Below are 14,854 nucleotides of genomic sequence, written 5' to 3' on the forward strand. Positions count from 1 at the left end.
TGAGTAAAAGGAAATCCGTTGCAGATGATTGTGCGCATACTGCTGCTGTTTATCACCCTGTTCACCTTCGGTGCGCAGGCGCAAGCTATCAAGGAAAGCTATGCCTTTGCGGTGCTGGGAGAACCCCGGTATGCTTTTAATTTCAACCATTTTGATTATGTGAATCCTGCTGCGCCGAAGGGCGGGCAAATAACGTTATCCTCCATTGGTACCTTCGATAATTTTAACCGCTATGCACTACGCGGAAACCCCGGCGCACGCACCGAGCAACTGTACGACACGCTATTTACCACTTCCGATGACGAACCCGGCAGTTATTACCCGCTGATTGCCGAAAGCGCACGCTATGCTGACGATTATTCCTGGGTAGAAGTCGCTATCAATCCGCGCGCCCGTTTTCATGATGGTTCGCCGATTACCGCGCGCGACGTTGAGTTTACTTTTCAAAAATTTATGACCGAGGGCGTGCCGCAGTTTCGCCTGGTATACAAAGGCACAACGGTCAAAGCCATAGCGCCATTAACCGTGCGTATTGAATTAGCCAAACCAGGCAAAGAAGATATGCTGAGTCTGTTTTCGCTGCCGGTATTTCCAGAAAAGTACTGGAAGGATCATAAACTTAGCGACCCGCTCTCTACGCCTCCGCTTGCCAGTGGTCCGTACCGCATTACATCCTGGAAAATGGGCCAGAATATTGTTTATTCTCGCGTTAAAGATTACTGGGCGGCCGATTTACCGGTAAATCGTGGTCGCTGGAATTTCGATACCATTCGCTATGATTATTACCTCGATGATAATGTCGCCTTTGAAGCGTTTAAAGCCGGTGCCTTTGATTTGCGTATGGAAAACGACGCCAAAAACTGGGCTACGCGCTATACCGGTAAGAATTTCGATAAAAAATACATTATCAAAGATGAGCAAAAGAACGAATCAGCCCAGGATACGCGCTGGCTGGCGTTTAATATTCAACGACCGGTATTCAGCGATCGCCGGGTCCGGGAAGCCATCACCCTCGCCTTTGACTTTGAATGGATGAATAAGGCGTTGTTTTACAATGCCTGGAGTCGCACGAACAGTTATTTTCAGAATACCGAATACGCGGCCAGAAATTACCCCGACGCCGCTGAGCTGGTGCTTCTGGCACCAATGAAAAAAGATCTACCGCCTGAAGTGTTCACGCAAATCTACCAGCCACCAGTGTCCAAAGGCGATGGCTACGACCGTGACAACCTGTTAAAAGCCGACAAACTTCTCAACGATGCAGGCTGGGTGCTGAAAGGTCAGCAACGCGTTAATGCCACCACAGGCCAGCCACTCAGCTTTGAATTATTGCTTCCTGCAAGCAGCAATAGTCAGTGGGTATTGCCGTTCCAACATAGCCTGCAACGGCTGGGTATCAACATGGACATTCGCAAGGTGGATAACTCGCAAATCACCAACCGAATGCGCAGCCGCGACTATGACATGATGCCGCGCGTGTGGCGGGCGATGCCGTGGCCCAGTTCCGATTTACAGATTTCCTGGTCATCGGAATATATCAACTCCACTTATAATGCCCCCGGCGTGCAAAGCCCGGTTATCGACTCGCTAATTAACCAAATTATTGCCGCCCAGGGAAATAAAGAAAAATTACTGCCTCTGGGGCGCGCCCTGGATCGCGTATTAACGTGGAATTATTACATGTTGCCGATGTGGTACATGGCGGAAGACCGTCTCGCCTGGTGGGATAAATTCTCCCAGCCAGCCGTGCGCCCCATCTATAGCCTCGGTATCGATACCTGGTGGTATGACGTCAATAAAGCGGCCAAACTGCCGTCCGCCAGCAAACAGGGAGAGTAGATGGGCGCTTACCTGATTCGCCGTCTGTTGCTGGTGATCCCAACATTATGGGCGATTATCACCATCAACTTTTTCATCGTGCAAATTGCGCCTGGCGGCCCCGTCGACCAGGCCATCGCCGCCATTGAGTTTGGTAATGCCGGAGTATTACCCGGCGCAGGCGGCGAAGGCGTTCGTGCCAGCCATGCGCAAACGGGCGTCGGCAATATCAGCGACAGTAATTACCGTGGCGGACGCGGGTTAGATCCCGAAGTGATCGCCGAGATCACGCATCGCTACGGTTTCGATAAGCCGATCCACGAACGTTACTTCAAAATGCTTTGGGACTACATTCGCTTTGATTTTGGCGACAGCCTGTTTCGCAGCGCCTCGGTGCTGACGCTGATTAAAGACAGTCTGCCTGTTTCCATCACCCTCGGATTGTGGAGCACGCTGATTATCTATCTGGTGTCGATTCCGCTGGGTATTCGCAAAGCCGTTTATAACGGCAGCCGCTTTGATGTCTGGAGCAGCGCATTTATCATCATCGGCTACGCCATTCCAGCCTTTTTGTTCGCCATCCTGCTGATTGTCTTCTTCGCGGGCGGCAGCTATTTCGACCTGTTCCCTCTACGCGGCCTGGTTTCCGCTAACTTTGATTCGCTGCCGTGGTATCAGAAAATCACGGATTATCTGTGGCATATCACGCTGCCGGTGCTGGCTACGGTGATTGGCGGCTTTGCGGCGCTGACCATGCTGACAAAAAACTCATTCCTTGATGAAGTGCGTAAGCAATACGTGGTGACCGCGCGTGCGAAAGGGGTAAGTGAAAAAAATATTCTCTGGAAACATGTGTTCCGCAACGCCATGCTGCTGGTGATTGCCGGTTTTCCGGCAACGTTTATCAGCATGTTTTTCACCGGCTCGCTGCTGATTGAGGTGATGTTTTCGCTCAATGGCCTCGGTTTACTGGGCTACGAAGCGACCGTCTCGCGCGATTATCCGGTGATGTTTGGCACCCTGTACATTTTCACCCTGATTGGCCTGCTGCTGAATATTGTCAGTGATATCAGCTATACGCTGGTCGATCCTCGTATTGATTTTGAGGGACGCTAATGTCGCGACTCAGCCCCATCAATCAGGCCCGTTGGGCGCGTTTTCGTCATAATCGCCGCGGCTACTGGTCGTTATGGATTTTCCTCATCTTGTTTGGTTTGAGTTTGTGTTCTGAACTGATCGCCAACGATAAGCCATTGCTGGTACGTTATGACGGCAGCTGGTATTTCCCGTTGCTGAAAAACTACAGTGAGAGTGATTTTGGCGGCCCGCTGGCAAGTCAGGCTGATTATCAGGACCCGTGGCTGAAACAACGGCTGGAAGATAAAGGCTGGGTACTGTGGGCACCGATTTGCTTTGGCGCTACCAGTATCAACTTTTCCACCGACAAGCCCTTCCCCTCCCCACCTTCCCGGCAAAACTGGCTGGGAACGGATGCCAACGGTGGCGATGTGCTGGCGCGCATTCTGTATGGCACGCGGATCTCTGTCCTGTTTGGTCTGATGTTGACACTCTGCTCCAGTGTAATGGGCGTGCTGGCGGGGGCGCTGCAAGGTTATTACGGCGGTAAAGTCGATCTCTGGGGGCAACGCTTTATTGAAGTATGGTCGGGGATGCCGACGCTGTTTTTGATTATTTTACTTTCCAGCGTCGTACAGCCTAACTTCTGGTGGCTGCTGGCAATTACTGTCTTATTTGGCTGGATGAGTCTGGTCGGCGTGGTGCGGGCTGAGTTTTTACGTACCCGTAATTTCGACTACATCCGCGCAGCGCAGGCGCTTGGCGTCAGCGATCGCAGTATCATCCTGCGTCATATGTTGCCGAATGCCATGGTCGCTACTCTCACCTTTTTACCGTTTATTTTATGTAGTTCGATAACCACCCTGACCTCGCTCGATTTCCTCGGCTTCGGTCTGCCGCTCGGTTCACCATCACTCGGCGAACTGCTGCTACAAGGGAAAAATAACCTTCAGGCTCCGTGGCTTGGGATCACTGCCTTCTTGTCGGTGGCGATATTGTTGTCTTTGCTGATCTTTATTGGTGAAGCAGTCCGCGACGCATTTGATCCTAATAAGGCGGTGTAACATGACGCAAACTCTGTTAGCGATTGAAAATTTGTCGGTGGGTTTTCGCCATCAGCAAACTGTTCGTACCGTAGTGAATGATGTTTCACTACACATTGAGGCTGGCGAAACGCTGGCGCTGGTGGGTGAGTCAGGTTCTGGCAAAAGCGTTACCGCGCTGTCAATTTTACGTCTGCTCCCTTCCCCACCGGTTGAATATCTCTCTGGCGATATCCGTTTTCATGGAGAATCGCTGCTTCATGCCAGCGAGCAAACATTGCGTGGCGTACGCGGTAATAAGATTGCCATGATTTTCCAGGAACCGATGGTGTCGTTAAACCCATTGCATACCCTTGAAAAACAGCTTTATGAAGTGCTTTCACTCCACCGCGGAATGCGTCGGGAAGCGGCTCGTGGCGAAATTCTTAACTGCCTTGATCGCGTCGGTATCCGCCAAGCGGCAAAGCGGCTGACAGATTACCCGCATCAGCTCTCCGGCGGTGAACGCCAGCGGGTGATGATTGCGATGGCGCTGTTAACGCGACCAGAATTATTAATTGCCGATGAACCAACCACCGCACTGGACGTCTCTGTCCAGGCGCAGATTTTGCAGCTGTTGCGCGAACTGCAAGGCGAGCTGAATATGGGGATGCTGTTTATTACTCATAACCTCAGTATTGTCAGAAAACTGGCCCACCGCGTGGCGGTAATGCAAAATGGTCGCTGTGTGGAGCAAAATAACGCCGTTACGCTCTTTGCCTCCCCTGAACATCCTTACACGCAAAAACTACTCAACAGTGAACCGTCAGGCGACCCGGTGCCGTTGCCAGAACCGGCCTCAACGTTGCTTGATGTTGAACAGCTTCAGGTCGCCTTCCCCATTCGCAAAGGGCTACTGAAACGTGTCGTCGATCATAACGTGGTCGTCAAAAACATCAGTTTTACGCTGCGGGCGGGTGAAACGCTGGGCTTAGTAGGCGAGTCTGGTTCCGGTAAAAGCACAACGGGGCTGGCGCTACTGCGGTTGATTAACTCTCAGGGCAACATCGTTTTTGACGGTCAGCCATTACAAAATTTAACTCGTCGCCAGCTATTGCCCATTCGCCATCGCATTCAGGTGGTATTTCAGGATCCAAACTCCTCGCTCAACCCACGACTCAACGTGTTGCAAATTATTGAGGAAGGGTTACGGGTTCACCAGCCGACGCTCTCTGCCGTGCAACGCGAAGAACAAGTGATAGCCGTGATGCATGAAGTGGGGTTAGATCCTGAAACGCGCCACCGTTATCCGGCGGAATTCTCGGGTGGTCAGCGGCAACGTATTGCGATTGCCAGGGCATTGATTCTTAAGCCTTCGCTGATCATTCTTGATGAACCGACATCATCGCTCGACAAAACGGTACAAGCGCAAATATTGACGCTATTGAAATCATTGCAACAAAAGCATCAACTGGCCTATTTGTTTATCAGCCATGATTTGCACGTTGTCCGCGCGTTGTGTCATCAGGTTATCGTGCTGCGACAGGGAGAAGTGGTGGAACAAGGACCGTGCGCGCGCGTGTTTGCCGCACCGCAGCAGGAGTATACGCGTCAGCTACTGGCGTTGAGCTGACGCTTAAAATGGATTGTAGTTTGAGAAAGGTTCGGCAATGGCCACACCAAAATTTTTCAGTCGACACGTCGCCGCAAACTCGTCCTGACGATTCACAAACAGACATGGCTCACCTTCGCACTCGAGAACAGAGCACGGAACTTCAATATCGCTTAATGCCTGGCTGAGTTTGTACATCACCGACCATGCGTTATCGCCATCAGGGCTAAGTAATTTAAGCGCCACCAGGCTGTTGTCGCCGCACTGTCCATTTTGCGGAATCGGTTCAACTTTCGAACCTGCGAAACCTGCAGACCAACGATAGTTCTGCGGCAGTCGATGGACGATTGAGAGTTGTAATGAAGTCACTTATTTTCCCCGGAAGCACATTTACTTCACAATTTATTTACATTAATTTTAACACACCATCAACAATCTGTCCTTCAACAGATCGTAAAGATTGATGCCTCGCCTGCGTGGCCGCTATTGTTCTGATTTAAATGATATCTGCGGGCGTGGTCACGTTTGCGGGGCTATATGTACCCGTTTCTGCGATCTAACTCAACCTTTTTAACTACAATGATGTGACTTTTTACATAAATTGAGTTTACATAAAATAAACATATATCGGGGGAATGATAGATTTGCGGTTGACATGCATCAACAAAGGAAGCCTTTTAGCTTCCCCGTTGTGCAATAGATCACCGTTTTTTCGGTCGACTGGCGTAAAGACAGAAGAGAATGGAACTGGTCGCACAGAAAGCAATGGACCAGATCATTGGCCATGCAGAGTTAAACGTCGCCAGCGAAAGCAGTGCGCCAACAATGGCGCCAATACCAAAACGGAAGGTTCCTGCCAGCGACGACGCAGTTCCCGCCATATGGGGGAACTCATCCAAAATGACCGCCATCGCGTTAGAAGACACCATCGATACGCAGCCCACAAACACCGCAACGCCAACCACCAGCGACCAGAATCCCAGCCCCAGTAGCGCGCTGATAACCATCCACACCGCCATAATAAATTGTATCCACAACCCCGAGCGGAACATATTTAACGCACCAATACGGCGAACGAAGCGGCTGTTAAAGATGGTCATCACGAACAGGAAAACAATGTTTAGCGCAAAGTAATAACCAAAGTTTTCCGGCGCAACGTGGTTGATTTCAATGTAGACAAACGGTCCGGCGCTTAAGAACGAGAACATCCCGGCAAAGCTGAAACCACTGGCCAGCATATAACTCAGGACACGCTTATGGCGGAACAGCGCAGCAAAGTTACCGATAGTGGTACGAATGTGGAACGGTTGGCGACGCTCCGGCGGTAACGTTTCTTTGATCAGGAAGAAAATCATTGCCGAAGCCAGAATTGCCGCCACAGCGAGGATCCAGAAGATGTAATGCCAGCTCAACCACACCAGCACCCAACCGCCAACAATCGGTGCCATCAACGGTGCAATGGTGGTCACCAGCATGACAAACGACATCATCCGCGAGAACTCTTCTTTCGGGTAGATATCGCGCATCAAAGCGTTGATAACCACGCTGGCCGCAGCCGCCGCCAGACCGTGGAAGAAACGCATCACAATCAGCTGATCGATGGTTTGCGCCAGCGCGCACGCCACCGCCGCCGCGGCAAACACCAGCGTACCACCGAGGACAACCGGCTTGCGCCCGAAGCTATCCGCCATCGGCCCGTAGATTAACTGCCCCAACGCAAAACCCAGAATATAAGTACTCAGGGTCATCTGCGTACTGCCCGCCGGTACACCAAACTGCGCTGAAATCACTGGTAGCGCAGGCAGATACATATCAATCGACAGCGGCATTAACATGGCCAAAAGGCCAAGGATAAAGACAATAGCAAACGACGAATGCTGTCGAGTGGTCACAACGGGCTCCTGAATAAAATGAAAGTGTTAACCGACGCTGGCAATTTCTTCTGCAGTTAATGGACGATATTCACCTGGGGCTAAATCTTCATCCAGAGTAATACCGCCAATGCGTTCACGATGCAGCTCAACCACGTGGTTACCCACGGCGGCGAACATGCGTTTCACCTGATGATAACGCCCTTCACTGATGGTCAGACGGACCTGCGTAGGGGTAATCACTTCCAGCACCGCTGGCTTAGTGAGATCTTTTTCGTTATGCAGCTGTACGCCTTTAGCAAATTGCTCTGCCGTATCGTCAGCTACGGGTGATTCGAGCGTCACCAGATAGGTCTTCTCGCAATGATGACGCGGAGAAGTAATGCGATGCGACCACTGACCGTCGTCAGTCATCAGCACCAGACCGGTGGTATCAATATCCAACCGCCCCGCCGCGTGCAGTTTCCACGCCACAGGTTCATCCAGAAAATAGAGCACCGTTGGGTGATCCGGGTCATCAGTTGAGCAAACATAGCCCTGGGGCTTGTTGAGCATGAAATAACGCGGGCCGTGTTGCTGCGCCAGCGGATTGCCGTCATAAGCTACATCGTGCTCAGGGAGCAGTTTGAACGCTGCATTGCGGACGATTTCGCCATCGACGGTGACACGATTGCCGCGGATTTCACGCCCGGCAATAGCACGGCTAACACCGAGTTGCTGTGCGATAAATTTATCAAGTCGCATGTGTGTGATTTTGCCTGTAAAAAACGGAGGTCGGGCATAGACCCGAAAATCAGAACTGTTGTCTGCCCAGTATAGCGGTCTAATAACTTCCCTCAAGGGAAAAAGATCCGTGGCATACTATTAGCAGATTAATCTACCTACGCTAAACCATGATTTTTACACTTCGTCCATACCAGCAAGAAGCCGTGGATGCCACGCTCAACCATTTTCGTCGTCATAAAACCCCTGCCGTTATCGTGCTGCCTACCGGAGCAGGTAAAAGCCTGGTGATTGCCGAACTGGCACGGCTGGCGCGTGGTCGAGTTCTGGTGCTGGCACACGTCAAAGAACTGGTGGCGCAGAACCATGCTAAATACCAGGCGTTGGGGCTGGAAGCCGATATTTTTGCCGCCGGGCTAAAACGCAAGGAGAGCCACGGTAAAGTGGTATTTGGCAGCGTGCAATCGGTCGCCCGTAATCTTGATGCCTTTCAGGGTGAATTTTCGCTGTTGATTGTCGATGAATGCCACCGTATTGGTGACGACGAAGAGAGCCAGTATCAGCAAATCCTCACTCACCTGACAAAAGTGAATCCCCACTTACGCCTGCTGGGGCTGACTGCCACGCCCTTTCGGCTGGGCAAAGGCTGGATTTACCAGTTTCATTATCACGGCATGGTACGCGGCGATGAGAAAGCCCTTTTCCGTGACTGCATTTATGAGCTACCGCTGCGTTATATGATTAAACACGGCTATCTGACGCCACCAGAACGGCTGGATATGCCGGTAGTGCAATACGATTTCAGCCGCTTGCAGGCACAGAGTAACGGGCTGTTCAGCGAAGCTGATCTCAACCGCGAGCTGAAAAAACAGCAACGCATTACACCGCACATCATCAGCCAGATTATGGAGTTCGCCGAAAAGCGTAAAGGGGTGATGATTTTCGCCGCGACGGTTGAACACGCAAAAGAGATTGTCGGTTTGCTACCCGCAGAAGATGCTGCACTGATTACTGGCGACACGCCCGGCGCTGAACGCGATGTATTAATTGAAGATTTTAAAGCCCAACGTTTTCGCTATCTGGTCAATGTTGCGGTGCTGACCACCGGATTTGACGCCCCGCACGTCGATCTTATCGCCATTCTGCGCCCTACCGAATCAGTGAGTCTTTACCAACAAATTGTCGGGCGCGGTCTGCGTCTGGCTCCTGGCAAGACTGATTGCTTAATTCTTGATTATGCGGGTAATCCTCACGATCTCTACGCGCCGGAGGTCGGTACACCGAAAGGCAAAAGTGACAACGTCCCGGTGCAGGTTTTCTGCCCTGCCTGTGGCTTTGCCAACACCTTTTGGGGCAAAACTACCGCCGATGGGACATTGATTGAACACTTTGGTCGCCGCTGTCAGGGATGGTTTGAAGATGACGACGGCCATCGCGAACAGTGTGACTTCCGTTTCCGTTTTAAAAATTGTCCGCAATGTAACGCGGAAAACGATATTGCCGCCCGCCGTTGCCGCGAATGTGACACCATTCTGGTTGACCCGGATGATATGTTAAAAGCGGCGCTACGACTGAAAGACGCGCTGGTATTACGCTGTAGCGGCATGTCTTTGCAGCATGGGCACGACGAGAAAGGCGAATGGTTGAAAATCACCTATTACGATGAAGACGGCGCTGATGTGAGTGAGCGTTTCCGTCTGCAAACGCCCGCCCAGCGTACTGCCTTCGAGCAGCTTTTTATCCGCCCACATACGCGTACACCGGGCATCCCTTTACGCTGGATCACCGCTGCCGATATCCTCGCCCAACAAGCCTTATTGCGCCATCCGGATTTTGTCGTCGCACGAATGAAAGGCCAGTACTGGCAGGTGCGTGAAAAAATATTCGATTACGAAGGTCGTTTTCGGCGGGCGCACGAATTACGCGGTTAATGGTAGTTTTGATTGATGTATAAGGCGATTGAGTATAGAATCTCGCCCGCTTTTGCATACGCAAAGCAGATCACTTACCTGTTGCTGGGTCGCCTGTAGCAGGAATCATTTAAGAGAGAAAGAAATGTTTACTATCAACGCAGAAGTACGTAAAGAGCAGGGTAAGGGTGCGAGCCGCCGCCTGCGTGCCGCTAACAAGTTCCCGGCAATCATCTACGGTGGCAAAGAAGCACCGCTGGCTATCGAGCTGGATCACGACAAAGTCATGAACATGCAAGCTAAAGCTGAATTCTACAGCGAAGTTCTGACCATCGTTGTTGACGGTAAAGAAATCAAAGTTAAAGCTCAGGACGTACAGCGTCATCCGTACAAACCGAAGCTGCAGCACATCGACTTCGTTCGCGCTTAATCGCTGAATAAGTTGTAAAAAACCCCGCTCCGGCGGGGTTTTTTGTATCTGCAGATTAGCTTCTTTGCAATGCCTGATTACGGCATTGCTATTTTGGGTAGGCCAGATAAGGCGTTCACGCCGCATCTGACATTCATAACACAACCCCGATTAATTGCCGCCAGAGGTCCGACGCTGCAATTGATCACGCAGGTTTGGCGGCGTACCTTTAATGGTCAGCGTATCGGTCGCTGGATCCCAGAAGATGCGTTCACCTAACAGCATCGCATCAAAGTTAATGGTCAAGCCACCGCCGCTACCGGCAAACTTCGTCAATTGACGCAGCGTGCTGCGGTCTGCCGGGAAGCTCTCTTCCAGTTCATACCCTTTTTCAGCAGCAAACTCAGTGAAGCTCACTTCGCTGACGCCCGCCAACTCTTTTGACAGCGACTCCAGTTCAATCTCCTCGCCCGCCTGCAATTGCTCATTACAATAGCTATAAACTTGCTGGCGAACGTTCTGCCGTTCTGCTTTATCCAGTTGCGCTTCTGCGGTGAAGTCGTCGACCGCTTGCAACAGACCGCGGTTTTGCGCTTTGGCGTTCAACCCTTCGCTGGCACCGAGGAAATCCATAAAGAAATCGGCGACTTTGCGTCCGACTCGCCCTTTCAGGAAAGTCAGGTAGCGTGTCGATTCCGGATTGGTTTCCCACTCAGTTAAATCAATACGCGCCACAATATCCGCATGATTGATATCAAGATAATGGGTCGGGTTGATGTCGAGATTTTCGTTGACGCGCATACTGCTTAAATTGCTCAGCACGCAAATCAGCAAATACTCAACTGCCAGATAACGATAGTGGCAAAACAGGACGAAACCGCCATCAGCAAATGGATATTTTGCCAATTCGTCACGCAGGCGACCGGTTGCCGCGCGGCTAAATGCCAGAAAGTCCTCTTCGCCCTGACGTTGCAAGCGCAGCGTCTGCGCCAGTTCACTCTCTTCGCTGAACAATCCGTAGGCTTTGTTCTTGGCGCTATAGACCCGATGCAGCTCTGCCACCATCTCAACGACGGTTTCCGTCGGTTCCAGCAATGAATCGCGCAACACCAGCTCAAGGTTCTGCTCATCACGCTTGATAAGCTGGTGCAGAGCAATCTGGTTGATATCCAGACTCATGATAAACTCTCCTTTAAGACCGGGCGGTATTCAACCACCACCGGTAAAGCGACGCAATAAAAGTTGGCGGCCATTTTACAGAAGACTGCGTAAGGAGAATGATTGAAAGCATAAAAAAGCAGAAAAAAAACCGTTGCTACGGTAATATATTGCCCTTTCATCAACTAACTGATTTCGATTTATGCCACAAATTTCCCGCTACAGTGATGAACAGGTTGAACAATTGCTCGCAGAGCTGCTCAACGTACTGGAAAAACATAAGGCTCCGACCGACCTTTCCCTGATGGTGTTAGGCAACATGGTCACTAACCTTATCAATACCAGCATTGCCCCGGCTCAACGCCAGGCAATTGCCAACTCTTTTGCCCGCGCTTTGCAGTCCTCGATCAACGAAGACAAAGCGCACTAAGGGAAACAGATAACAGGTTATGGTAACTCATCGTCAGCGCTACCGTGAAAAAGTCTCCCAGATGGTCAGCTGGGGGCACTGGTTTGCACTGTTCAACATTCTGCTCTCACTTGTCATTGGCAGTCGTTACCTGTTTATCGCCGACTGGCCGACAACGCTTGCGGGTCGTATTTATTCCTATGTAAGCATTATCGGCCACTTCAGCTTTCTGGTGTTCGCCACCTACTTGCTGATCCTCTTCCCGCTGACCTTTATCGTCGGCTCACAGAGGCTAATGAGGTTTTTGTCCGTCATTCTGGCCACTGTGGGAATGACGCTGTTACTGATCGACAGCGAAGTCTTTACCCGTTTCCATCTCCATCTTAATCCCATCGTCTGGCAACTGGTTATTAACCCAGACGAAAATGAGATGGCGCGCGACTGGCAGCTGATGTTCATCAGCGTGCCGGTTATTTTATTGCTTGAACTGGTGTTTGCGACGTGGAGCTGGCAAAAGCTGCGCAGCCTGACGCGTCGTCGACGCTTCGCCCGCCCGCTGGCTGCATTCTTATTTATCGCCTTTATCGCCTCACACATGGTGTATATCTGGGCCGATGCTAACTTCTATCGCCCTATCACCATGCAGCGCGCTAACCTGCCGCTTTCGTACCCGATGACGGCGCGACGTTTTCTTGAGAAGCATGGTCTGCTTGATGCGCAGGAGTATCAACGCCGTCTAATCGAGCAAGGCAATCCAGACGCTGTTTCCGTACAGTATCCGTTAAGCGAATTGCGCTACCGCGATATGGGCACCGGGCAAAATGTGTTGTTGATTACTGTCGATGGCCTGAACTACTCACGCTACGAGAAGCAGATGCCCGCACTGGCGGGTTTTGCCGAACAAAATATTTCGTTCACGCGCCATATGAGTTCAGGCAACGCCACCGACAACGGTATCTTTGGCTTGTTCTATGGCATCTCGCCAAGCTATATGGACGGTATTCTGTCGACCCGTACGCCTGCGGCGTTAATTACCGCGCTCAACCAGCAAGGCTATCAGTTAGGCTTATTCTCGTCAGATGGCTTTACCAGTCCACTGTATCGCCAGGCATTGTTGTCAGACTTCTCGATGCCGAGCGTACATACACAATCCGATGAGCAGACCGCCACGCAGTGGATCAACTGGCTTGGCCGTTACGCGCAAGAAGATAACCGCTGGTTCTCGTGGGTATCTTTCAATGGCACCAATATTGACGACAGCAATCAGCAAGCATTTGCCCGGAAATATAGCCGCGCAGCTGGTAATGTCGATGACCAGATCAATCGCGTCCTGAATGCGTTACGTGAATCCGGGAAACTGGACAACACGGTGGTGATTATCACTGCTGGTCGCGGCATTCCGCTGAGCGAAGATGAAGAAACCTTTGACTGGTCACGTGGCCATCTTCAGGTGCCATTAGTCATTCACTGGCCAGGCACACCGGCACAGCGTATTAATGCCCTGACCGATCATACTGATCTTATGACCACGCTGATGCAACGCCTGCTACACGTCAGCACGCCTGCCAGCGAATACTCACAAGGTCAGGACTTGTTCAACCCTGAGCGCCGTCATTACTGGGTAACAGCCGCGGATAACGATACGCTGGCAATTACCACACCGAAAATGACGCTAGTACTGAACAATAACGGTAAATACCGCACTTACAACTTACGTGGTGAAAGAGTGAGAGACGAAAAACCACAGTTGAGTTTGTTATTGCAGGTGCTGACAGACGAGAAGCGTTTTATCGCTAACTGATTAATTATAAATCAGTTAGCAAAATATCTTACTTGCAATCGGTGTGGAAAACGGTAGTATAAGCAGCCACGAGTCGGCACGTAGCGCAGCCTGGTAGCGCACCGTCATGGGGTGTCGGGGGTCGGAGGTTCAAATCCTCTCGTGCCGACCAAAAATCCCAAGAAAACCAACCACAAAGGTTGGTTTTTTTATATCTACGTCAATCCCCCTCTACCCACACTTACAGTTTTCACTACATGCCCATACATAAAATGGGGTAACATTCACGCGCCTGGTAGCGTTACCAACGCTACGCTCAAACATAATGATTCTAATAAAACCTCAGGAGACTACTATGCCTGAAGCAACGCCTTTTCAGGTGCTGATTGTGGATGATCATCCACTTATGCGACGCGGTGTTCGTCAGTTACTGGAGCTTGACCCTGGCTTTGAAGTGGTCGCCGAAGCAGGCGACGGCGCTAGTGCTATCGATCTGGCGAATAGACTGGATATCGACGTGATCTTGCTGGATCTCAATATGAAAGGTATGAGTGGCCTGGATACCCTCAATGCCTTGCGCAGGGATGGCGTTACCGCGCAAATTATTATCCTGACTGTTTCAGATGCCTCCAGCGATATCTTTGCATTGATAGACGCAGGCGCTGACGGTTATCTGTTGAAAGATAGCGATCCGGAAGTGTTGCTGGAAGCGATTCGCGCCGGAGCAAAAGGTAGCAAAGTCTTTAGTGAACGCGTCAGTCAGTACTTACGCGAGCGTGAAATGTTTGGCGCTGAAGAAGACCCCTTCAGCGTGCTAACGGAGCGTGAATTAGATGTTCTGCACGAACTGGCACAGGGACTGTCCAATAAGCAGATCGCTTCGGTACTGAATATTTCTGAGCAGACGGTAAAAGTCCATATCCGCAATCTGCTGCGTAAACTCAACGTCCGCTCACGCGTGGCGGCAACCATTCTGTTCCTGCAACAACGCGGGGCGCAATAAAAAAATAGCCCGATGGATTTACCATCGGGCTGATATTGATGACAAACGCAACACTGCCTGAT

13 protein-coding genes and 1 tRNA gene are annotated in these 14,854 nt (G+C 51.1%); 10 read left to right on the plus strand and 4 right to left on the minus strand.

Features of this window, described 5'->3' with window-relative positions; genetic code table 11:
* Nucleotides 1-24: 24 nt before the first annotated feature.
* From D9734_RS09710 to yejF, 4 genes are read left to right on the plus strand one after another with little or no spacing between them, the layout of a single operon-like run.
* The gene (locus tag D9734_RS09710) at nt 25-1,839 is read left to right on the plus strand and encodes an extracellular solute-binding protein (RefSeq protein ID WP_130207106.1); all 1,815 of its coding nucleotides are present in this window, start codon (nt 25-27) and stop codon (nt 1,837-1,839) included.
* Nucleotides 1,840-2,934 (plus strand): microcin C ABC transporter permease YejB, encoded by a 1,095-nt coding sequence (locus tag D9734_RS09715; protein ID WP_000501604.1) that lies wholly within the window; start codon nt 1,840-1,842, stop codon nt 2,932-2,934.
* Nucleotides 2,934-3,959, plus strand: coding sequence for an ABC transporter permease (locus D9734_RS09720; RefSeq protein WP_130207108.1), 1,026 nt, complete (start codon nt 2,934-2,936; stop codon nt 3,957-3,959). Before D9734_RS09715 ends, D9734_RS09720 begins: the two co-directional genes overlap by 1 nt.
* A gap of 1 nt (nt 3,960) precedes the next feature.
* Nucleotides 3,961-5,550, plus strand: coding sequence for a microcin C ABC transporter ATP-binding protein YejF (gene yejF / locus D9734_RS09725; RefSeq protein WP_130207110.1), 1,590 nt, complete (start codon nt 3,961-3,963; stop codon nt 5,548-5,550).
* Nucleotides 5,551-5,553: 3 nt separating this feature from the next.
* Here yejF and D9734_RS09730 read toward each other — a convergent pair whose 3' ends face one another.
* The 3 genes from D9734_RS09730 to rsuA all read right to left on the minus strand — a co-directional run bounded on the left by D9734_RS09730 (nt 5,554) and on the right by rsuA (nt 8,144).
* The gene (locus tag D9734_RS09730) at nt 5,554-5,898 is read right to left on the minus strand and encodes a YejG family protein (protein WP_064526789.1); all 345 of its coding nucleotides are present in this window, start codon (nt 5,896-5,898) and stop codon (nt 5,554-5,556) included.
* A gap of 332 nt (nt 5,899-6,230) precedes the next feature.
* Nucleotides 6,231-7,421 carry a multidrug efflux MFS transporter Bcr gene (gene bcr / locus D9734_RS09740; RefSeq protein ID WP_130207112.1) on the minus strand — a complete coding sequence of 397 codons (1,191 nt, stop codon included), beginning with the start codon at nt 7,419-7,421 and terminating at the stop codon, nt 6,231-6,233.
* A 27-nt stretch (nt 7,422-7,448) separates the two neighbouring features.
* On the minus strand, nt 7,449-8,144 hold the full coding sequence (gene rsuA / locus D9734_RS09745; protein ID WP_130207114.1) for a 16S rRNA pseudouridine(516) synthase RsuA: 696 nt from the start codon (nt 8,142-8,144) through the stop codon (nt 7,449-7,451).
* 149 nt (nt 8,145-8,293) lie between these two features.
* On the opposite strand from rsuA, the gene D9734_RS09750 reads away from it, so the two are divergent.
* The gene (locus D9734_RS09750) at nt 8,294-10,054 is read left to right on the plus strand and encodes a DEAD/DEAH box helicase (RefSeq protein ID WP_130207116.1); all 1,761 of its coding nucleotides are present in this window, start codon (nt 8,294-8,296) and stop codon (nt 10,052-10,054) included.
* Between the two features lie 124 nt (nt 10,055-10,178).
* Nucleotides 10,179-10,463, plus strand: a complete 285-nt coding sequence (gene rplY, locus D9734_RS09755; protein WP_000494183.1) for a 50S ribosomal protein L25 — start codon at nt 10,179-10,181, stop codon at nt 10,461-10,463.
* A gap of 150 nt (nt 10,464-10,613) precedes the next feature.
* On the opposite strand, the gene yejK is transcribed toward rplY, so the two are convergent.
* Nucleotides 10,614-11,621, minus strand: coding sequence for a nucleoid-associated protein YejK (gene yejK / locus D9734_RS09760; RefSeq protein ID WP_130207118.1), 1,008 nt, complete (start codon nt 11,619-11,621; stop codon nt 10,614-10,616).
* A gap of 181 nt (nt 11,622-11,802) precedes the next feature.
* Here yejK and D9734_RS09765 point away from each other — a divergent pair, with 181 nt between their 5' ends.
* From D9734_RS09765 to narP, 4 genes are all read left to right on the plus strand, one after another.
* Nucleotides 11,803-12,030 (plus strand): YejL family protein, encoded by a 228-nt coding sequence (locus D9734_RS09765; RefSeq protein ID WP_001135667.1) that lies wholly within the window; start codon nt 11,803-11,805, stop codon nt 12,028-12,030.
* Between the two features lie 19 nt (nt 12,031-12,049).
* Nucleotides 12,050-13,810: an LPS biosynthesis-modulating metalloenzyme YejM gene (yejM, locus tag D9734_RS09770; RefSeq protein ID WP_130207120.1), complete on the plus strand. Its 1,761-nt coding sequence runs from the start codon at nt 12,050-12,052 to the stop codon at nt 13,808-13,810.
* 74 nt (nt 13,811-13,884) lie between these two features.
* A tRNA-Pro gene (locus tag D9734_RS09775) sits at nt 13,885-13,961 on the plus strand.
* 183 nt (nt 13,962-14,144) lie between these two features.
* A complete protein-coding gene (narP, locus tag D9734_RS09780; RefSeq protein ID WP_064526779.1) occupies nt 14,145-14,792 on the plus strand; it encodes a nitrate/nitrite response regulator protein NarP in 648 nt (215 codons plus the stop codon).
* The last annotated feature ends 62 nt before the right edge of the window (nt 14,793-14,854 follow it).

The organism is Escherichia sp. E14S1 (genome assembly GCF_004211995.1).
In the GTDB taxonomy this organism is placed as follows: Bacteria; Pseudomonadota; Gammaproteobacteria; order Enterobacterales; family Enterobacteriaceae; genus Escherichia.